Raw genomic sequence first — 19107 nt, 5'->3', positions numbered from 1 at the left:
TACTGAATATATCTTATTCTGCGCAAAAAGAAAAGAGAGCCATAGCACATGGCTCTCTTCCTTGAACCCCAATAAGTTAAGACATAACTCCTATACAGAATATACTAAAAACAACGAAATCGGGCTGTCCATTCTATAGAATGGGGCCTGTTATCCGGCTTTAGTCTTACTCTGTACTTAAGCCCCTTCTTCAATGACTTCTTCTTCGACTGCTGCTCGATCGTATTCTGCAAGAACTGCAGCTTGGATCTTCTCGCGTGTGCCCGAAGAAATCGGATGAGCGATATCCCGGAATTCGCCATCCGGCGTGCGCTTGCTAGGCATGGCAACGAACATTCCATTGTTACCATCAATAACGCGAATGTCATGAACGACGAATTCGTTATCAATAGTAATGGAAGCAATCGCCTTCATTCTGCCCTCAGAGCTCACTCGGCGGAGTCTTACATCCGTAATTTGCATATGTGTTCACCACCTTTTTCCATCAGAGACTTGGTGTAATATTCCACATAGCATACGGAAATCCTTTTTTTTTACGAACAAAAAGCCCTAAAATCAGGAATTTTTTTTTGAAAAATGAGACTTTCGACATAAGTCGGTAATTTCCGATCAGATCCCAAGGGTTTCGACAAATTATCGCCGCTGCAATCGGCTGAAATAGTTCCCCGGTTGAACCGAAATTTCCTTTTCTTTTGCATCCACTACAGTAAGCGTAGCCAACGAAACATAATCCTCTAGTAGTTTTTGTTCTGTATCAATCTCACCAGACTCCACCAGTACCCCAACCCCGGCTACGGTCGCATTGAATTCAGCCAATAAATCGACCATACCCTGAATTGTTCCGCCTGCCTTCATAAAATCGTCCACAATCAGCACTTTAGCATTGGGCTTGAGCGCTCGCTTGGATAGTGTCATCGTATGCAGACTTTTGTGAGAACCGGAAACATAGTTAATACTTACCGCTGAGCCTTCTGTTACCTTATGATCTCTTCGCACTAAGACTACCGGAAGATTCAGTTGAGCTCCTGTAGCATAAGCCAGCGGTATTCCTTTGGTCTCAACGGTCATAATGACATCAATATCTGCATGGGCAAACACCGTAGCAAATAATTTCCCTGCTTCATTCATAAGATTAGGCAGGCCGAGCATATCCGACATATACAAGTATCCGCCCGGAAGAATCCGACTTGAGTCGGATAGCATGGAGCATAGATGATTAATGAATTCTTCAGCCTGTTCCTGTCCGGCCTTGGGAATAAACTTAACACCTCCAGCAGCTCCTGCCATAGTAAGCAAGTCCCCCATACCTTCCTCTTCAAATACTTCTTTGATAATGGACAAATCCTCACTAATCGAGGATTTGGCAGCTCCATATCGATCCGCAAATGTTGTAAGCGGTATTAAATGATGCGGCCTATGTAACAGATATTGGGTCATTTCGACCAATCTGGCGCTTCTCTTTAACTTTTTCACGAACGAACCCTCACTAGCTAAATGGACTAAAATCCGAATATTTTAAAGAAAATATACCATCTTTGTACGGAAAAGTCCAAGAAATGTTGATTTTAGTGTTACCTTTCCTATCATGTCAACATCCGTACGGCATATACCTCTTTACAGAAGCCACGAAGACCATTATAGATTCGAGCTACTTTGGATTCTTTGGACACAAGACCAAATACAGTAGGACCGCTTCCTGACATCAGTACACCATCCGCACCTAGACGCATCATGGTCTCCCTAAGCTGCGCTACTTCAGGATAAAGTTGAAGCGTCACATCCTCCAACACATTACCTAATTGATTGCAAACCGCTGCAAACGATCCCGATTCAATAGCCCCCTGCATGGCAGCGGCTGATGGATGCTGCTGAATCTGCTGCACGCGAAACCGTCCATACACATCTGCGGTAGATACATTAATCGGGAGCTTCGCTAATATGACCCAGCATTGTGGTGGATTTGCAATTGGAGTTAACTTTTCACCTCGTCCTGTAGCTAGGGCTGTCCCTCCTGTAACGCAAAAAGGCACATCTGATCCAAGTTCCGCTCCTAGTAGTTGTAGCTCCTCCGGGGAAATCCCTAAGTTCCAGAGCCGATTCAGTCCACGTAACGTAGCCGCAGCATCACTGCTCCCTCCAGCGAGTCCCGCCGCTACAGGTATCTTCTTATCTAGATGAATATAAACCCCACTACGGACGTTATAGCGATCTTTAATAAGCCGTGCAGCCTGAAAGGCCAAGTTCTTCTCATCCAGAGGAATATAGCCTGCTTGGCTTGAAATAATAATCGTATCCCTTGGCAGTTCTTCCATCTCCAAGCGATCTGCTAAGTCAACCATCGTCATAATCATTTCAACCTCATGATATCCATCAGGCCGCTTATGTAAAACATCCAGCATTAAATTGATCTTCGCTGGTGCTTTTTCGTATATTTTCAAGGCCCTCACCCATCCTTAAGTTTCCATCAACAAATCTATGTACAATAAATTAACCATTATGGAGTACATTATAGCAAAAAGTGAAGATGAATTCCTATTCTGGGTATGAAAGAAGCTCCTCCAGTTGGAGGAGCTTTGTCTTAATCGTTACGAGAAGCCGCACGTTCTGCCATTTCAATAGCCCTTTTAACCATGTTCCCGGCATCTTTGGCTTTGATTCCGCCCCAACCTTCTTTTTGAACGGTATCATAAAATCCCAAATCCTTGGCTAATTCGTATTTCAATTCTTCCGACATCACACTGCGTCTTCTTCTTGACATGTATCCATTCTCCTCACCATTAGGAATAGAATATAGAACATGCTTAGTATGACGCAGTAGAAGCAATCTCATACCGTTCAGTGAGCTTATATAGATAATAAAAAAAGCAGCCTAGGTTAAGAACCAAGAACCGCTTCATTGCTGAGCATATATCATACTTAAGGTTTAATATACGACACCTTGAGCTCGCTGTTATCATTATCGTTACAAATCGTGACTTCCACAGATTCAGTAAGGATATCGGCATAGCTGTAGGATACGCGCTTGAAGGATTGTTGCTCTTCATCAAGCTTTACAATAAATACAGAGGGGTAGGTTTCTTCCAGAACACCCGTGCGTTCTATGGTCTTACGACGACCGCCATTCGCACGAAGCAAAATCTTCTGTCCCACGTGAGCATCGAGATTGTTCTTAATTTCAGACAGCGTATTTTTCGCCATTGCCTATGACCACCTCTTTCTTGTCCATTATACTCCTCTCTAAATCACTTGTCAAATCAAAATAAATAATTATATCAAGCTGTAAAAAGTATTGTCAATGATTTTTTTTTGGATCGACTGTATACGAAAAAAACCCCCTTCCGGGGGCATGGTTCTTAAGGCGTAAGCTATCCATTTATTGTATAGACGGAACCACTGTCAAGGTAGAAAGGTCTCTAAGCTTAGGTAAACCTATACGGTAACTCCCCCGTGTCTCAATACCCCCCACCCCTTGAATTCCACTGACCGTATGGTTCAGCACATCCGTAATGTGAAGTGTACTACGAATTGGCGTGAATGAAGCCTTAGCCGCAATGTAGACGGGGTCTAGAGCATGGATGAGAATACGAGCAGGAGAACTTGCAAAATTAGCTCCCGATTGCAGGAGAGCCTCAAAGTGGGACTGACAAGCACCCGCCACAATCGTTAAGGCATCGAAATTACGTTCATAGCTTCGTGCTGTTTGGATCGCATCCACAAAATTGCGAGAATTTTTGTAACTGTTCAGATTGTACAGATCATAATTCATCTGGTTCTTAAGTACACCATCATGACCCGTCAAGACCAGAATATCTGGGTTTACCTTCGGTAAGAGACGGTACACCGCATCCGCCATGCGGCTTTCACTGACGTAATAACCTTCTGCCGGAACTCGCAGTTTCTCGTACAGTTCGAGACTTTTTTTTAAATAGTTGGCATCTCCATCTAAATGTAATACTTTTCCAGGCACCTCAAAATACGATGGAGCATTAGAACTGTATAATTCTGACATCAACTCTTCGCGTGTTCGCTCCACAAGAGCTCTACGATCTTTCTCCAATCGCTCCAAGGACTCGGTTGCTTTAATTTTGGCTTGCTGCAACTTCTCGCTTGGAGGAGGGGTTGATACTTGAACCAAATCCGAAAAAGGGGCATCAGCCACTAGACGGAAATCAACACCTTTAATTATCGCCCGAGTGCGTTCTATTAACTCCACACGGAAGGTAACATCCCCTCCGTAGGACCTGCGAACAACCAGGTCTCCTAAATTCGTCAACTCCATCACCTCTAACCCCATCGTATGGGCGAAGCTGGGCTTTGGTTCCTTTATTTTATGATTTAAGCCCTGCCTTCAAGAGGATATCGCTCAATCGTCCGAACTCCTCTAGACTGAGTGTCTCTGCCCTACGCGTGGACACGATATCAGCCTCAGTTAAATACTGTTCTAGCCGCTCCCGGCCTTCTTTAGCAAAAAAACGGCTTTTCAAGTTATTCGCAATCGTTTTTCTTCGCTGAGCAAAACTTGCTTGGACTACTTCAAAGAAGAATGCCTCGTCCTCCACTTGAACCGCAGGCTGTGTACGTACTTTAAGACGAATAACGGCAGAGTCTACATTTGGCTGAGGAATGAATACAGTATGGGGAACGACACATACAAGTTCAGGCTCACAATAATATTGCACCGCAATACTTAGACTTCCAAATTCCTTCCCACCTGGAGAGGCTGCCATACGTTCAGCTACTTCCTTCTGAATCATGACCACAATATTCTCCAGTGGCAAATGCTCCTCTAAGAGCTTCATGATAATAGGGGTTGTCACATAATAGGGCAAATTGGCCACAACACTAACGCCGCTAACTTCACCGAATTGTTCTTTGAACAGTTCTGCTAAATCCAGTTTTAACACATCGCCATGTATAACCTGTACATGAGGAGAAGGCTCTAGCACTTCGCCCAAGATAGGTATAAGTCTTTGATCAATCTCAACAGCTGTGACCTTCCCGGCAACTTCTGCGAGCTTCTGGGTTAGCGCCCCAATGCCTGGTCCAATTTCCAGTGCACCCTTCGTCTGATCAAGCTGTGCCGCACTCACAATTTTACTAAGTATATTCTGATCGATCAGAAAATTCTGTCCTAGACTTTTTTTGAACGAAAAACCATGCCTCTGAATAATTTCTTTCGTACGGCGTGGTGTAGATACATCCTCTATCTTACTCATGCCACTATACCCCTTTGTTCTCTAATTGTTGCCATGCCGCCAAGAACTCTTCCCGGCTGATGCAAAAGATTTGAAGACGTTTATGAAACTGTTTGCCATTACAATAACCAATATGGAGTAGCTCCCCCATAATTCTACGTCTGGAGGCAGCCGCAGGGTGTACAATTAGTCCCGCCTCTATAAGGTCCTCAAAATCGATTTGTGGGGCTGCCTCAGTAGATTCGCTATGTACGCGTCCCAGAGCACGACGTATGGCTTCAGGAGATGCATTCTCCACACCAATGTCGCCACGGCGAGTCGCTTCGTCTTCTGTAATAAAAGCATGCTTACATCCAGGGACTTTAGCTGCAACAATTTTACGTATACGTTCACCCGCATGATCCGGGTCTGTGAGTATGATAATGCCTCTGCGTTCCTGTGCTAAGGCAATTTTACGCAGAACTACCTCTCCTATAGCGGAGCCACCTGTCTCAATAGTATCTGCTTCGACAGCTCTTTTAATGGCAACCGTATCATCTCGGCCTTCAACAACAATGACTTCCTTAATCATGGATGTCATCTCCTCTAATCAGTGTTCGATATATAACAAAAAAGAAGAGGATCATCTCCTCTTCTTCATCCTGTACATATTCATCAATTGTAATAGTATATGATTCCCGGCTTAAAGTAAACGATACAACGTTCTACTAGTTCAGTTCAGGTTTTACTGGACCGATGACATATACCGTACGACCTTTTTTGCGGCCAAAATCATTTGCAGCTCTTAGTGAGTCATAATAGACATCTATAATATTTCCTTTAATTGCACTACCGGTGTCCTCAGCGCGGCGGAAACCTACGCCTTCAATATATACCCACCAGCCCATAGGAATTACGTTCGTATCTACTGCAATGGTTCTACCTTCTGTTACACGCGAACCAGACGCTGTGCGTGTACCCATGCCCGGTTCCTGGGATGAATAAGCAGTAAGAGATACATTTTGCAGAAGTTTTTTATATTTAAATGCAACGCCGCCCTTTTGGGTGCTGTTGTTCTGACTTATATTCACTGCATTCGCTGAACGGTCAATGCTTGCTGACAATACCTGCGTCTTCGGTGCAGGTTTGGTTCCAACGGCAAGCACTTTTGTTGCTACAGGTCTAGTTACAGACTTAGAGACAAGGCGCTTGGAGACGAACGTTCCATCTTTATACACTTTCTCAATTTCATGAACAACGATACCGCTTTGACCTTGTTGAATCAACTTCGTTTTACCTTTTTGTAATGAAGGATCTGAAGTCTTAACAAAATCATAAGGCACTTTGACTTGTAACTTCGCTGTATGAGTATCGACGCGTACGATGCGAATGTTCAACCCGGAATCAATTGGCGTTGATATAGCCGGTGTAATTTGATCTTCACTGGAGACAGCTACACCAATTCTGTGAAGTGTATCTTGAACAGATCCTTCAGCAGCAAAATATTGCTTGGTACCGCCATCTGCCGTAATCGTAATCGGTACAGCACGATGAATGAACATCTGGTCGCTATTCCGAACACTGTTATTCAAAGGTCCAGCTATTTCATCTTGAGATTTCAAGATACTATCGTGCTCATCCACTTGAGGGACTGCCGTTGGTGCCTCTACGGACTGCGACTGTCCATCAACCAAATACATATTTTTATTCGCTTGCTGGTAGAACCATCCTACAATACTTGCAAGCAATGCGACGGTGATGAATGCTGAAATGATAATTTGACGCTTATTTTCTTGCTTCCACCGCAACGCGTAAGACCTGCTGGATGATCGTGAACCATGGGTAGTTTTTTTCTGGTCGAAAAAGCCCACTTCTTACGTCCTCCTTCATAGCCTCGTCGTCTAAGATCGACTCTAGAAATATGTGACGTGACTATTTACCGTTTTTTACGTCCGACCCCTTACGGCGTCATTCGTATCCTGCTCCAGCCTTTCAGGCCTCTGTGTCCCTGTCATACCAACGTATGAACATTCTATCTCCTTTATTCAAAAACAAAAGAAGCCTAAAGAAAGAGAATTAGAGGGTCTCTTTCGTGGCTTCCTGATTGTAAAAAAGGAAAGTTAGGATGCACGAGTTATGCCTCTCTCTGCTACGCTTACGAGGTTAGCTGTCGGGTTCGGACTAGAGAGTAGCCCTATCTTAATCTGTCCGCTCATGGCGCAACGACCTTGAATTCACCCCAAAGACCCTTTAAAGAAATCAAATACGTTCACCCTGTTCAGCGTGGCGTATTGGTTCCCCCGTTCTCCATTTTAGGAGATTTAGCGAGACTGGTTCTTGGAACCTTGTAACCCAGTTGTAATCAAATGGATTACTGAGAAAGATTCTAACCTGTTTGTATGCATGTTGTAAAGCAGGAATCAAGCGGATTTTTTAAAAATAAGGTTAAATTTTTGTAATATTCGGGCATTTTATTATTAAAATGCCTTCATTTTTACTATTTTCTCACGATTTCATCTGTTTTACTCCATAATTCATTTAATACCAAATCGGTCCAGTGCGTTTTTCGTTGTAATATCAGCGATTTCTTCAAGACTAACTCCTTTTAACTCCGCAGCCATTTCTGCAACCAGTCGAACATGTCCAGACTCATTCCTTTTCCCACGAAATGGATGTGGAGTCAAATAAGGGGAGTCCGTCTCAAGCAATAGTCGGTCCATCGGGACCTGTTGGAGAACTTCTTTAGGTTGTTTGGCATTCTTGAATGTAATCGGTCCTCCAAACGAGAGATGAAAACCAAGATCAAGACACATTTTAGCCGTCTCCCAGCTTCCAGAGAATGAGTGCATGACCCCGCCTACCTCGTGTGCCTTTTCCTCCCGAAGAATACGGATCACATCTTCATGGGCATCCCGATTATGAATGACAATAGGCATTTGAAGGCTGCGTGCTAAGCGAATCTGCTGACGAAAAACATCCTGCTGCACGTCCTTAGGTGAAGTGTCCCAGTAATAATCAAGACCAATCTCTCCTATAGCCACTACTTTAGGATGAGCACATAGCTTGGCAATCCACTCCAGATCTCCATCTTTCATCGTAATTGCATCTTGTGGGTGCCATCCGACAGCGGCATATATAAATTCATACTTCTCAGCCAACGCTATGGTTGTGGGAATCGTCTCCCGGTTAAAACCGACATTAATCATTCGCGTTACCCCCTGCGCTAAAGCCCGGGCAATCGTCTCTTCACGATCTTCGTCGAATTGTGCTGCATCTAGATGAGTATGCGTGTCAAACAACATCGTTAAAATCCTCCTTGAGTTCCGTGCGTTGAAATAAAACAGCTATATGCCGAGGTAAACGGTCTATTACGGGAGCAATTTTATTCGCTGGGTAATACAAATGATATTTTCCTCGGTGAATGCCACTGATAGACCTTACAATATCCGAGACTTCTGAAATTTCAAGCAATTGGTCCTGTTTGTCCAGCAACAGAATTTGAGTCTCTTTAGACTCGTCCTCGGGACGAAATACATCATAGGGAAGATCAGTAGGAAAATCAATTTCGAGATCATAATTAGGATCAAGTCCTACATCACGAAATGAATATCGTATTTCATCAATATTTTCCATATCTAACATTTCAATTTCTACATATTGATACAATAACCGATTAATAAAACGTGTACATAAATCTGCCAATAGCTCATCGTCTTCTTTTCTCCATTGCATGAATGCGGTCTGTATTAAAGCTTCATCTAGTTGAAGATATTCTTCTGTTGTCATCTCAAGTCTGAACAGACTAGGCAGAGGTTCGGGAAGGAACTTCAATTCAAAACCATATTCATGCAATTCCTTCACTCTCCGGAAAATTTGACGCAAAATAATTTCCGAACTTCGGGTTACCGGATGGAAGTATACCTGCCAGTACATCTGATACCTCGACATTAAATAATCCTCAACTGCGTGCATTCCCGAATCTTTTACCACAACTCGTCCTTGAAAAGGCCTAAGCATCCTTAAAATCCGATCTATATCGATAGTGCCGTAATTTACACCAGTAAAGTAAGCATCTCTAAGCAAATAATCCATGCGGTCCGCATCCAGAGGGCTGGAGACCAGATTTACAACAATCGCTTTATCGTAATCTTTGCGAATGACAGAGGCTACTTTGTCAGGAAAGTCAGCGCCCTCTTCCAGAAGGATGCGATGTACTTCCGTGTCCCCCAAAATAATACGACAAGTCCATTCCTCATGATCCATATCAAAAGCTTCTTCTATAGAATGAGAAAATGGACCGTGTCCTAAGTCATGTAACAGAGCAGCACACAAGGTGACGAGACGTTCTTCTTTTGGCCAATCGGTATAAAGTGAACGTTCAAACTGAGAAATAATACGGCGCGTAATCTCGTAGACTCCTAAGGAATGAGAAAATCGACTATGTTCTGCTCCATGAAATGTGAGATATGTCGTACCTAATTGACGAATACGGCGTAATCTTTGAAATTCAGAAGTATTGATAAGAGACCAAATAAGTTGATCTTGAACATGCACATAGTTATGAACAGGGTCCTTAAATACTTTCTCTTCGGTTAAAGGATGCAGCATAGTTCTTAAGCTCCCCTCAAAATAGATAAAATAACATTAAAAATTGACACATATTGTCGAATTATGTCGTATAATGAAGTGGATCGGTTTTCCAAAATCTAAATTGCTTCCATAGCTTGTTATATCGATAAGATATAAGGCTATATAGGGGTTACCCGACATGAATCTATTAATATAGAATGTGATAATCTAATAATAGGTTGACTGTTTTGGCAATGGTTGGTATTATAAATATCATAAAAAAGAGAACCGTGTCGAATTATGACATTTTTAATTTATGGCGAGAGGGGCTATCATCAGTTATGATGAAATCAACAGGTATTGTAAGAAAAGTAGACGAGCTAGGACGCGTTGTTATTCCCATTGAATTGCGCCGTACTCTCGGAATTGGCGAGAAAGATGCGCTCGAGATTTATGTAGACGGTGAGCGTATTATGCTTAAGAAATATGAACCTGCTTGCATTTTCTGCGGCAATGCTGAGAACGTAACTTATTTCAAAGGCAAAATTGTTTGTAATGAGTGTTTGTCTGAAATTCCTGCACCTGTAACGAACTAATTTTCTATTACCTATACTATTTATAACTAATCTATTATTAATTCAAACCTTTTTATATTTCCTTGATACCTTCCCAGGCTATACACCTGGCGAAGGTTATTTTTTTATCTCTAAGAAATGAATGTTTAGTCCAGCAAGGCGTTATAAATATCTCGTTTAGAGACACCACGATCAGCTGCTACAAGCTTCATGGCATCTTTACGACTTACATCCTTCTCCTGTTCATATTGAGTTACATGTGCTTCTAAAGATAACTCCTGCCACCAAGCATCCTTACGCACCTGAAGATCTGCTGCACTGGCCCCTTCAACTACGATGCAATATTCACCTAAAGGTGGATGCTCCTCAAGCCAAGCTAAGCATTCTATAACAGAGGCGCGCACAATCTCTTCAAATCGTTTAGTGAGTTCCCTAGCTAGAGCAATGTCTCGATCTCCACATACCTCTAATAGATGCTCCAGCGTCTTGATCAGACGATGAGGGGATTCATATAATAAGAAAGTTCCCTCTTGCTCCCCTAATGACTTTAACAGCAGTTCACGATCTTTTTTATCTCTGGGAAGAAATCCTGCAAAATGAAATCGCTCTGTAGGCAAGCCTGACACGATCAAGGCAGACAAGGCCGCATTTGCCCCAGGGATAGGAATGACCGCTATATCCTCTTGAATGGCCAATTGTACAAGCTCTCTACCTGGATCAGATATCGCTGGAAGACCTGCATCACTAACTAGTGCCAGATTTTTTCCTTCTATAATAAGCCTGACTAATTCCGGTCCACTAGCTATTTTATTGTGGTCATGATAACTAAGTAACCTTTGGGGAGAAATTTCAAAATGTGATAGCAGTTTTCGAGTCTGTCTTGTATCTTCAGCCGCTATAATATCTACTTCTTTTAGCGTTCTAATGGCTCGGTAAGTCATATCTTCCAAATTTCCGATAGGCGTAGCTACAAGATATAATTTGCCGCTTCCTCGTTCATTAGCTTCAAAGCTTTTTTGTATTTGTACACTCATAGATTTCCCTCTTTTGCGCCGTAATAAATGTCCATGATTTCAGGACAATACTGCCCATCATCCCCGTACACGATCAGTGGAGGCAGGATGCGTAGATCTGGTTTTCCATCACGTAATGCTTCGATCAGGACTATATTAGCTTCCATGTGCTTGCGAGGGTGAACAAAACGCACAACTTTAGGCTCTAGACGATATTTTCGCAGTAAACTTAAGATTTCACCCAAACGCTGAGGTTTATGTACCATGGATACCTTCCCGCCGTTTCGAATAAGCTTCATTGAGGACTGGATAACCTCTTCAAGAGTGCAATGCACCTCGTGCCTTGCTATAGCCTGATGGCTATTCAATTTTAAATCCCCGCCTGTCAGAGGCATATATGGAGGATTGACAGTGATTGCATCGTATACGCCGTGCCCCGTTTCCTTTACCAACTCCCTTAGATCTCCGAGACGAATCTGAATTTGGTCTTCAAGTCCGTTCATCTGCACACTTCGCTTAGCCATATCCGCAAGGCGCTCCTGAATTTCTATACCTTCAATATGTGAAGTAGTCCTTGTTGACAATAATAAAGGGACCACCCCATTACCAGTACACAAATCTAGAATTCGACCTCCCTGTCTGGGAATCGAAGCGAACCTAGCTAGTAAGACAGCATCCATGGAGAAACTAAATACTTCATCACTCTGTATAATATGAAGTTCATGGGTAAGCAGATCATCGATTCGTTCTTGTTCGTACAAAGGTACACTAGTCATGATGTGTTCTTCCATTTCCTTTAGAATTTGAAAAAAACCGTAGGAGTCACCCCACGGTTTGTTATTTATTAAGAAAAGACAGGCAGAAAAGGCAGTCCCCTTCTGTACGTAAATGCCCATAATATACATTACAAATGTGAAAGCCCTCATGATACAGACGAGCTAGATTATCATAACCTTCTCCCACAATATCTATGTTATCCGGCAAATCTGCATTTACTTTTCGAGCATCATTAAGATCGCCCGTACCGCCTTCAACTTCACGCTTTAACACTTTACGCAATTGTTCATTTTCAAGCGAGTAGCGCTGATTTTCTTCAAGCAACTTCTTGATCTCCATTTTTAAGACACCAAGTTCGCCATGCATTTTACTCATTTGTGTTTCTAGATCCAGCAGGTGTTTAAAAATATCTTTTTTATCCAATTTCCCACCCCAAGAGTCAACTCTATGGTTTACTTGACGACTACATCATCTAAAGGAAGCTCTCTAACCTTGCCAATTTCAAATAGTTGGACATGAACGGTACGAGACCCGGCATTAATTCCTACGACCTTACCATCCCCTTGGGAGGTAACGACCATTTTGCCCACAGCCGGTAGTTCTTCTCTTACGCTTTCGTAATTATCATGCTCAAATTTCAAACAGCACATAAGACGACCGCATAACCCTGAAATCTTCGTAGGATTTAGGGAGAGGCTTTGATCTTTTGCCATCTTAATAGATACAGGCTCGAAATCTCCTAACCAAGACGAACAGCACAGCACACGTCCGCAAGGACCAATTCCTCCAAGCATTTTTGCTTCATCTCTGACACCAATCTGACGAAGTTCTATTCTGGTACGGAAGATACTTGCTAGATCCTTAACTAACTCGCGGAAATCGACTCTTCCCTCGGCTGTAAAATAAAATATAATTTTATTTCGATCAAAAGTGAATTCGACATCTACCAGCTTCATTTTCAGATCATGGTCTTTGATTTTATTTAAACAAGTGGCAAATGCATTCTTCGCCGCAAGCTTGTTCTCATCTACTACTTTAGCATCGGTGTCATCCGCCACTCTAATCACTTTCTTCAGAGGCAATACGACATCAGACTCTTCGACCGTTTTCTTGCCCACTACGACTTTCCCATACTCAATCCCTCGTGCAGTTTCTACAATTACATAATTCTCTTTATCGATCTGCAGTTCTAGAGGATCAAAATAATAAATTTTGCCCGCCTTCTTGAAGCGAACACCCACTACAGTATACAAAAACTTACCCCCTCGTATAGCTTATGCTAATTCGGCTCATCTCATTAACCTGTAAACCTTTGTGGGAGAAGTTTATCTATAAGCCGTACTCTCAAGCGCCGGCGAAGTTCCTGTCCATCAGTCCGATCAGGAACTGTTCCAGACAGAGCTGACCATTCATATTGTATCGTAATTTCTTCTTGCAGTCTGCGGCCAGTGCCATACAGGACACCCACTCGTCGGCGCTGTGTGTTCTGGCATTCTTGGAGATAAACTCCCACTCATCTATAAAAACGATACCCTCGTGCTTTTGAACCTGAGCTTGCAGCATATCCTTGAACCATAAATGGAATAGATCAAAAAACACATCCAAATGATCGCCAAGTCCTGCCTTTATTACACCCTGCTGAGCTGTAATTAAAGTAGATCCAGCTCTACCAGTGGTTTCCCTCCCCAATTGTACCACTACGTTTCTAATTTCTGCAAACCAATTCTGTTGCAAAAGCTCTCTAGCTGACTCGGTTCCAGCCGCTAAATTCACCGCGCAACTTACCAAAGGGACAGGAAATCCTTCATCAGATAATACTTGAAGCATTATAGAAGGAGGAAGTGCTACAAACGGCACCCACTGCACTCTAGATTGAATTGTAGGTAACAGAGCTTGTCCATTATCCGTAAGTAAAATAGCTACCGCAGGTGATGGTGGCTCTTCTAGGAACCTAAGCAGACTATTGGCGGCTTGAACCGTCATTTTTTCTGCTGCTTCAATAATATATATTTTACGATTTCCATTTTCCGAACGATATGAGAAAATCCGCTGCAAATCGCGGATTTGGTCTATTTTTATAGAATTGCCCTCAGGGGCTATCAGGAGTAAGTCGGGATGATTTCCATGAGCTACTTTTCGACACTCTAAACATTCACCACAAGCATCATCCATAGCCTCTGTGCAGAACAGGGCTTGAACAAAGGTTAGCGCCATCTGTTTTTGACCACTACCAGCAGGACCATTAAATAGATAAGCATGGGAGATTCGCCCTTGCTGCAGGGCCCTTTGCAGCATGGACTTAGCCGCATCCTGACCTTTAATTTCACGAAAAGACATGGCGTCCCTCACTTCCTAAGTACAACAATATCTTCATTTTATTCATTTAAAAGCTAAAATTAATCAACATGCCTCGGATCTCTCCTATTTTCTGCAACAGTTCAATTTTACCTTGTTCACTTTCCAGCAATTCCTCGGCCATCTCGAGCAAAGTTGTATCGATTTCATCGAGTAATTTATAACGCTTCCCTCGGCCTCTTCGATCCCATCCCTTGATATCCTTAGTTCCTACCCCACGACGAACGGTATCTTCCAAGAACCGTTTGACCAACAAGCGATAGGATTTAAGTTCTCTAACCGTCATAGAATAGGCAAGACGATCTCCTTGGATCTGTATCTCTTTGACACGACGCTGAAGTTCTTGCTGTGAAGCTTGTTCTCCTTGCTGCTGCATGGTATCAGAGAACGTTTTGTTCTGAATCGGTCTTGTATTCCCATCATTAACACCACGTCCACTAGATAAAGGTCTATAGCCCGGTTCAATCTTCAATCTATATCACTGCCATTCTATTAGAATGTATATGAATTACCTTAGAAATGCTCGAAGCGATCTACTGGCATAACAAATACTGTAGCTCCGCCTACTTGAACTTCAACGGGTAATGGGAGATAGGAGTCTGTTGTTCCGCTCATAGGGGTTACAGGAGTTACAAGCTGTTCTCGTACCTTACAACTGCTTCGGATGACACCTAGTACGGTCTCAACTTGACTGTCTTCTACTCCAATCATAAACGTTGTATTCCCCGCACGTAGAAAACCGCCAGTGCTCGCTAATTTAGTTGCCCTAAAATTGGACTTCACTAAAGCGCCAGATAGACGATTGCTGTCCTTGTCTTGAATAATCGCAACGATCAGCTTCATCTTACATCCCCCTTTTAATAAGTTAGTCTAACGCTTGCTTAACTTTCATTATACCATTACCCTATTCCCCACGAAAACCTTTTATCCAAGGCTCTAAATGACGCATAATCTCGCTAATCACAGTTTCTACATCTCTTTCAGCATTAATGGTAAGGATACGATCCGAGAATCTTTCTGCAATGGACAGATACCCTTTTCTGACAAGTTGATGAAATTCCAGTTGTTCCAGATCCAATCGATTCACCTCTCGGCCTTGGCTCGCTTCAATTCTAGAGAGTCCTATGGACGGCTCGATATCCAGATAAAATGTAGTATCGGGCATTCTGCCCTCTGTAGCAAACGAATTTACAGCTAAAATCTCATCTATACCTAATCCTCTCGCATACCCCTGATATGCCAGACTACTATCAATAAATCGATCACATAAGACTAAATTGCCTGCCTGAAGCGCTGGTATTACACGCTCAACTAGATGCTGTCTTCTTGCTGCCGCATAAAGTAAGGCTTCGGTTCGTCCATCCATCTGAGTGTGTTCAGGATCTAAAATAATTCCCCGAATCTTTTCGGAGATTTCAATTCCTCCAGGCTCACGGGTAATAATTGTCGGCACACCCTCCTTCTTTAGATGTTCTGCAATCGAATGAATAACTGTTGTTTTTCCAGAGCCTTCTCCACCCTCAAAAGTGATAAAGTATCCTTGTTTATTCAACATACTGTTTTTCCAACTTTCCACTGGATATGACTCTTAAAGTCCTTAATGTTGTATCTGATACACCCTGACATTTAAAATTAGCTAATCTACATCGCTTTAAAACTTCTATGGTTTCTTTACTTATCACTTCACCTATATATAATAACGGAATACCTGGTGGATAAGGTATAACCATTTCCCCCGATGAGTATCCTTCCACTTTTTCCAAAAGTATGGTCTCTAATTGATCTTCTTTCCATGTACGAAGGTTGAAGGGAACGATATCTGATATTTTGTTTTCGTTAGAATTGTTCCACGTGGAAAGTTGATTTTGTTCACCTATCATCAATGGCTCATTTGGTAGGTTATTCTGTTTGATAATTGGCAGGATATCCGCTAGCTCATCTTCTATTGAATTCATAGCATTGATCAGATGATCTATCTCTTCAGAACTTGTCGCTAGACTCAACGCCAGCACCACATGTCTGTGGTCGCTCATTTCTGGAATACACCCTTGCTTCTCTAGCATCTCTTGTAGTTCATAACCACTTCGTTGCTCAAACTTATCATATATTACAATTTTAAAAGGGTCCTGCCTACTATAGCCTTCAATACCCTCAGGCTCTACAATACTCAATCTTTTCCCCTTTGCGTAATCACGAATTCGATTACACTGAATTAATGCCTCTGTAAAAGCATCTTCCCCTTTTTGTTCAAGTTCACTGCGAGTAAGATCCAAGGAAGCCATAATTGCATAGGAGGGGCTTGAACTCTGTAACATGGCTAATCGCTGCTTGAGCAGGGACCGATTCAAGTAATCTCCTTGTATATGAAGCATTGAACCCATGGTCAAAGCCGTAAGCATTTTATGAGTAGACTGCACTACCCCATCTGCTCCCTCAGCCATAGCACTTACAGGAAGATCAGTATGCAGACCAAAATGTGCTCCGTGTGCCTCATCTACAAGTACAGGAAGATCATGTTCATGACATAATTCAATGATAGATTTAAGGGACTCTCCCATTCCGTAATAATTAGGACTTGTTACTAGCAGACCCTTTGCTTCAGGATAACGAATCAGCGCTTCGGCTACCGTAGTATAAGATGGAATTATGGCTAGACCACTTCTCGCATCAAACTGTGGTGTTAGAAAAACTACGTGCGCCCCAGCCAACATGCATCCATGAATGATAGACTTATGAACATTACGTTGAACTAGAAGAACATCCCCAGGCTCCGTACATACTGATAAAATTAGAGCTTGATTCCCTACCGTACTGCCGCCTACCAGAAAAAAAGATTCATCGGCCCCATAGAAGCGGGCAGCTCTTTCCTGAGCCTGCGCAATAACTCCTTCCGGATGATGAAGATCATCTAAGCCTATGATCTCTGTAGCATCTATTAGTGCAACCCGCTCAAGATACCCAGCAGCTTCGCTCCTCATCATTTTAAAGGCATGCCCATTCTTATGGCCCGGCACATGAAAAGATGACTGACCAGCCTTAGCATAATTAACAAGTGCTTCTGCAAGTGGGGCTTGTTGCTCAAATTTCGACATAATTGATATCCTTCCAGAGTAACTGTGTTTTCTCTTTATTTTATAGCATAATATTATTATCGCCCAGCTTGAAATGACCTGATCTGCTGTTGAACGCAAAAAGGACCTGTCTATAGTTCAACAAAGGTCCTTTTATTCAAATTCATGCATTATTTTGCAACCAAATCTGTTTCATTTGATGGATAAAAAAGTGATATTTATCGTCCTTTACATCCGTGTGAACCATCTCGGCTTCACAGGCATCACAGATAAATTCCGATACAATCACAATCCCGTCCTGTTTGTGTTCACCACAGATAATACACTTTTCAACGTCCTGTCCGTCCATTAAAGATCCCACCTCATCTTTTTTACTATCAGTATGGCACAGTATCTATTATTTTAAACCTATTTCATAGGCATTGCAGACTTAATATATACTTATGCAGCAAGCTTCGATTAGGTGTTTGTACAGGGCAAACCTTATAATATTCTTTTTATTATCCGATATATTCAATATGAGTAGTTACGCTCAATGAACCTACTGAAGGAGGACTGGCTTCTTTCATGTCTCTCGACAATCATACTCAGGCAACTTTTTATCAATATCGTTTACTCAAAAAAATCACCTTCTCCAAACCATTAATTATGACGTATTTATTACTACCCGGAATAGTCTTAATTCTTGAGTTGTATTATTTTAAGTGGATAAGCCTATTTTCAATTATTTTCACTTTACCCATCATCTTATATTTTCAATTTGTTGTTTCTAGATCAACGCTTGCTATCATTCATCACTCTTATCGCAAAAAATGGCGAATCAGCTTTAGATTACCTTGGTTAGGTTACATGCCAGATCAGCATACGAACTATCGTACTTTTCAAAGAGTAGAGCTTCATACCGCTTGGTTAGTCCTGCTCTTAATCGCCATATTTATTCCTTGGGCACCTATATCGTTTGTTATCTCCATGATGTTCTGGCACCTTTGGATTTTACTACCTCGTTGGTATGCCTTTTTAGGCTTACAGCACCAACCACAGGGTGGAATGATCAAACTTAGTGATGAAGATATTTCTTACTATATGCCTTAGATAGCTAGCCTCAGTTACATTTCCTCCATGCAAATAAAGAACCTTCTTATATAAGAGGGTTCTTTATTTTCATAAATTTATATTTGTATAAGCAATTGAAATAATAGTTGGCATAATTCTTATTTCATTTATTTATATAATTTCTGTGGTTTACTAAATTAGTTTCTAAATTTTTTTGTTTATTAAATTAAAGTTTATATAAACTTTAATTTATATAATTTCAGTTTTACTTTTTTCGTCTATATATAACCTTTAGTCATTATGAAGCTTGTCTAATGATTTCAACTTATATCTAATACATTCAGAAAGCACTCAGAGAGTCTTATCTTTTAAGTAAAGTAAGGATATAAAATAAAAACCACCACCGATGATTCGGCAGTGGTTCTTCGCTTGGCGGCGTCCTACTCTCCCAGGACCCTGCGGTCCAAGTACCATCGGCGCTGGAGGACTTAACGGTCGTGTTCGGGATGGGTACGTGTGG

Annotated in this window: 23 protein-coding genes, 1 rRNA gene and 1 riboswitch; of the genes, 2 read left to right on the top strand and 22 right to left on the bottom strand. The window is 42.0% G+C overall.

Going from position 1 to position 19107, the window contains the following annotated elements; genetic code table 11:
• Positions 1–177: 177 nt before the first annotated feature.
• From spoVG to J2Z69_RS18535, 11 genes are all read right to left on the bottom strand, one after another.
• Entirely contained in the window at positions 178–462 is a 285-nt protein-coding gene (spoVG, locus tag J2Z69_RS18585; protein ID WP_209866197.1) for a septation regulator SpoVG, read from the bottom strand.
• A gap of 171 nt (positions 463–633) precedes the next feature.
• Positions 634–1473, bottom strand: a complete 840-nt coding sequence (gene purR / locus J2Z69_RS18580) for a pur operon repressor (RefSeq protein ID WP_209866195.1) — start codon at positions 1471–1473, stop codon at positions 634–636.
• Positions 1474–1583: 110 nt separating this feature from the next.
• Positions 1584–2438 carry a 4-(cytidine 5'-diphospho)-2-C-methyl-D-erythritol kinase gene (ispE, locus tag J2Z69_RS18575; protein ID WP_209866193.1) on the bottom strand — a complete coding sequence of 285 codons (855 nt, stop codon included), beginning with the start codon at positions 2436–2438 and terminating at the stop codon, positions 1584–1586.
• 140 nt (positions 2439–2578) lie between these two features.
• Positions 2579–2758: a small, acid-soluble spore protein, alpha/beta type gene (locus J2Z69_RS18570; RefSeq protein WP_209866191.1), complete on the bottom strand. Its 180-nt coding sequence runs from the start codon at positions 2756–2758 to the stop codon at positions 2579–2581.
• Positions 2759–2916: 158 nt separating this feature from the next.
• On the bottom strand, positions 2917–3198 hold the full coding sequence (gene veg, locus J2Z69_RS18565; RefSeq protein ID WP_209866188.1) for a biofilm formation stimulator Veg: 282 nt from the start codon (positions 3196–3198) through the stop codon (positions 2917–2919).
• 175 nt (positions 3199–3373) lie between these two features.
• A complete protein-coding gene (gene yabG, locus J2Z69_RS18560; RefSeq protein WP_209866185.1) occupies positions 3374–4279 on the bottom strand; it encodes a sporulation peptidase YabG in 906 nt (301 codons plus the stop codon).
• Between the two features lie 49 nt (positions 4280–4328).
• Positions 4329–5216, bottom strand: coding sequence for a 16S rRNA (adenine(1518)-N(6)/adenine(1519)-N(6))-dimethyltransferase RsmA (gene rsmA, locus J2Z69_RS18555; protein ID WP_245339451.1), 888 nt, complete (start codon positions 5214–5216; stop codon positions 4329–4331).
• Positions 5217–5220: 4 nt separating this feature from the next.
• Entirely contained in the window at positions 5221–5766 is a 546-nt protein-coding gene (rnmV, locus tag J2Z69_RS18550) for a ribonuclease M5 (RefSeq protein ID WP_209866182.1), read from the bottom strand.
• A gap of 136 nt (positions 5767–5902) precedes the next feature.
• A complete protein-coding gene (locus J2Z69_RS18545) occupies positions 5903–7045 on the bottom strand; it encodes a resuscitation-promoting factor (protein ID WP_209866179.1) in 1143 nt (380 codons plus the stop codon).
• Between the two features lie 266 nt (positions 7046–7311).
• A riboswitch (cyclic di-AMP (ydaO/yuaA leader) is annotated at positions 7312–7511 on the bottom strand.
• 197 nt (positions 7512–7708) lie between these two features.
• On the bottom strand, positions 7709–8476 hold the full coding sequence (locus tag J2Z69_RS18540; RefSeq protein WP_209866176.1) for a TatD family hydrolase: 768 nt from the start codon (positions 8474–8476) through the stop codon (positions 7709–7711).
• Complete coding sequence (locus J2Z69_RS18535) at positions 8466–9782, bottom strand: HD domain-containing protein (RefSeq protein ID WP_209866173.1); 1317 nt, start codon at positions 9780–9782, stop codon at positions 8466–8468. The genes J2Z69_RS18540 and J2Z69_RS18535 overlap by 11 nt, the downstream gene beginning before the upstream one ends.
• 302 nt (positions 9783–10084) lie before the next feature.
• Between J2Z69_RS18535 and J2Z69_RS18530 the strand changes: the two genes are divergently transcribed.
• Positions 10085–10339, top strand: coding sequence for an AbrB/MazE/SpoVT family DNA-binding domain-containing protein (locus tag J2Z69_RS18530; protein ID WP_209866170.1), 255 nt, complete (start codon positions 10085–10087; stop codon positions 10337–10339).
• 125 nt (positions 10340–10464) lie between these two features.
• On the opposite strand, the gene rsmI is transcribed toward J2Z69_RS18530, so the two are convergent.
• The 10 genes from rsmI to J2Z69_RS18480 all read right to left on the bottom strand — a co-directional run bounded on the left by rsmI (position 10465) and on the right by J2Z69_RS18480 (position 17883).
• Positions 10465–11352 (bottom strand): 16S rRNA (cytidine(1402)-2'-O)-methyltransferase, encoded by an 888-nt coding sequence (rsmI, locus tag J2Z69_RS18525; protein ID WP_209866167.1) that lies wholly within the window; start codon positions 11350–11352, stop codon positions 10465–10467.
• The gene (locus J2Z69_RS18520) at positions 11349–12122 is read right to left on the bottom strand and encodes a tRNA1(Val) (adenine(37)-N6)-methyltransferase (protein WP_425355026.1); all 774 of its coding nucleotides are present in this window, start codon (positions 12120–12122) and stop codon (positions 11349–11351) included. Before J2Z69_RS18520 ends, rsmI begins: the two co-directional genes overlap by 4 nt.
• Before the next feature lie 46 nt (positions 12123–12168).
• A complete protein-coding gene (yabA, locus tag J2Z69_RS18515) occupies positions 12169–12531 on the bottom strand; it encodes a DNA replication initiation control protein YabA (RefSeq protein ID WP_209866164.1) in 363 nt (120 codons plus the stop codon).
• 29 nt (positions 12532–12560) lie between these two features.
• Positions 12561–13361, bottom strand: a complete 801-nt coding sequence (locus J2Z69_RS18510; RefSeq protein ID WP_209866161.1) for a PSP1 domain-containing protein — start codon at positions 13359–13361, stop codon at positions 12561–12563.
• Between the two features lie 91 nt (positions 13362–13452).
• Positions 13453–14445, bottom strand: a complete 993-nt coding sequence (gene holB, locus J2Z69_RS18505) for a DNA polymerase III subunit delta' (RefSeq protein ID WP_209866158.1) — start codon at positions 14443–14445, stop codon at positions 13453–13455.
• Between the two features lie 46 nt (positions 14446–14491).
• Positions 14492–14935 (bottom strand): YaaR family protein, encoded by a 444-nt coding sequence (locus J2Z69_RS18500; protein ID WP_209866155.1) that lies wholly within the window; start codon positions 14933–14935, stop codon positions 14492–14494.
• Between the two features lie 41 nt (positions 14936–14976).
• Positions 14977–15306, bottom strand: coding sequence for a cyclic-di-AMP receptor (locus tag J2Z69_RS18495; protein WP_209866153.1), 330 nt, complete (start codon positions 15304–15306; stop codon positions 14977–14979).
• A 61-nt stretch (positions 15307–15367) separates the two neighbouring features.
• Positions 15368–16018, bottom strand: coding sequence for a dTMP kinase (gene tmk, locus J2Z69_RS18490; RefSeq protein ID WP_209866150.1), 651 nt, complete (start codon positions 16016–16018; stop codon positions 15368–15370).
• Entirely contained in the window at positions 16008–17555 is a 1548-nt protein-coding gene (locus tag J2Z69_RS18485) for an aminotransferase class I/II-fold pyridoxal phosphate-dependent enzyme (protein WP_209866147.1), read from the bottom strand. Before J2Z69_RS18485 ends, tmk begins: the two co-directional genes overlap by 11 nt.
• 142 nt (positions 17556–17697) lie before the next feature.
• Positions 17698–17883, bottom strand: coding sequence for a sigma factor G inhibitor Gin (locus J2Z69_RS18480; protein ID WP_209866144.1), 186 nt, complete (start codon positions 17881–17883; stop codon positions 17698–17700).
• Positions 17884–18101: 218 nt separating this feature from the next.
• Here J2Z69_RS18480 and J2Z69_RS18475 point away from each other — a divergent pair, with 218 nt between their 5' ends.
• Positions 18102–18626 carry a hypothetical protein gene (locus tag J2Z69_RS18475; RefSeq protein WP_209866141.1) on the top strand — a complete coding sequence of 175 codons (525 nt, stop codon included), beginning with the start codon at positions 18102–18104 and terminating at the stop codon, positions 18624–18626.
• Positions 18627–19014: 388 nt separating this feature from the next.
• On the opposite strand, the gene rrf is transcribed toward J2Z69_RS18475, so the two are convergent.
• Positions 19015–19107: ribosomal RNA gene (gene rrf / locus J2Z69_RS18470) — 5S ribosomal RNA — on the bottom strand; the annotation flags it as partial.

It is taken from the genome of Paenibacillus shirakamiensis (genome assembly GCF_017874255.1).
Classification (GTDB): domain Bacteria; phylum Bacillota; class Bacilli; order Paenibacillales; family Paenibacillaceae; genus Fontibacillus; species Fontibacillus shirakamiensis.
Note: the sequence above shows the minus strand (reverse complement) of the source record. Positions and strands in the feature narration are given on the sequence as shown.

What these genes read in the sequence shown, in the direction of transcription:
- spoVG (WP_209866197.1), bottom strand. Translation starts at nt 462, where the DNA reads ATGCAAATTACGGATGTAAGACTCCGCCGAGTGAGCTCTGAGGGCAGA.
- J2Z69_RS18570 (WP_209866191.1), bottom strand. Translation starts at nt 2,758, where the DNA reads ATGTCAAGAAGAAGACGCAGTGTGATGTCGGAAGAATTGAAATACGAA.
- veg (WP_209866188.1), bottom strand. Translation starts at nt 3,198, where the DNA reads ATGGCGAAAAATACGCTGTCTGAAATTAAGAACAATCTCGATGCTCAC.
- yabG (WP_209866185.1), bottom strand. Translation starts at nt 4,279, where the DNA reads ATGGAGTTGACGAATTTAGGAGACCTGGTTGTTCGCAGGTCCTACGGA.
- rsmA (WP_245339451.1), bottom strand. Translation starts at nt 5,216, where the DNA reads ATGAGTAAGATAGAGGATGTATCTACACCACGCCGTACGAAAGAAATT.
- rnmV (WP_209866182.1), bottom strand. Translation starts at nt 5,766, where the DNA reads ATGATTAAGGAAGTCATTGTTGTTGAAGGCCGAGATGATACGGTTGCC.
- J2Z69_RS18540 (WP_209866176.1), bottom strand. Translation starts at nt 8,476, where the DNA reads ATGTTGTTTGACACGCATACTCATCTAGATGCAGCACAATTCGACGAA.
- J2Z69_RS18535 (WP_209866173.1), bottom strand. Translation starts at nt 9,782, where the DNA reads ATGCTGCATCCTTTAACCGAAGAGAAAGTATTTAAGGACCCTGTTCAT.
- J2Z69_RS18530 (WP_209866170.1), top strand. Translation starts at nt 10,085, where the DNA reads ATGATGAAATCAACAGGTATTGTAAGAAAAGTAGACGAGCTAGGACGC.
- rsmI (WP_209866167.1), bottom strand. Translation starts at nt 11,352, where the DNA reads ATGAGTGTACAAATACAAAAAAGCTTTGAAGCTAATGAACGAGGAAGC.
- J2Z69_RS18520 (WP_425355026.1), bottom strand. Translation starts at nt 12,122, where the DNA reads ATGGAAGAACACATCATGACTAGTGTACCTTTGTACGAACAAGAACGA.
- holB (WP_209866158.1), bottom strand. Translation starts at nt 14,445, where the DNA reads ATGTCTTTTCGTGAAATTAAAGGTCAGGATGCGGCTAAGTCCATGCTG.
- J2Z69_RS18495 (WP_209866153.1), bottom strand. Translation starts at nt 15,306, where the DNA reads ATGAAGCTGATCGTTGCGATTATTCAAGACAAGGACAGCAATCGTCTA.
- tmk (WP_209866150.1), bottom strand. Translation starts at nt 16,018, where the DNA reads ATGTTGAATAAACAAGGATACTTTATCACTTTTGAGGGTGGAGAAGGC.
- J2Z69_RS18485 (WP_209866147.1), bottom strand. Translation starts at nt 17,555, where the DNA reads ATGTCGAAATTTGAGCAACAAGCCCCACTTGCAGAAGCACTTGTTAAT.
- J2Z69_RS18480 (WP_209866144.1), bottom strand. Translation starts at nt 17,883, where the DNA reads ATGGACGGACAGGACGTTGAAAAGTGTATTATCTGTGGTGAACACAAA.
- J2Z69_RS18475 (WP_209866141.1), top strand. Translation starts at nt 18,102, where the DNA reads ATGTCTCTCGACAATCATACTCAGGCAACTTTTTATCAATATCGTTTA.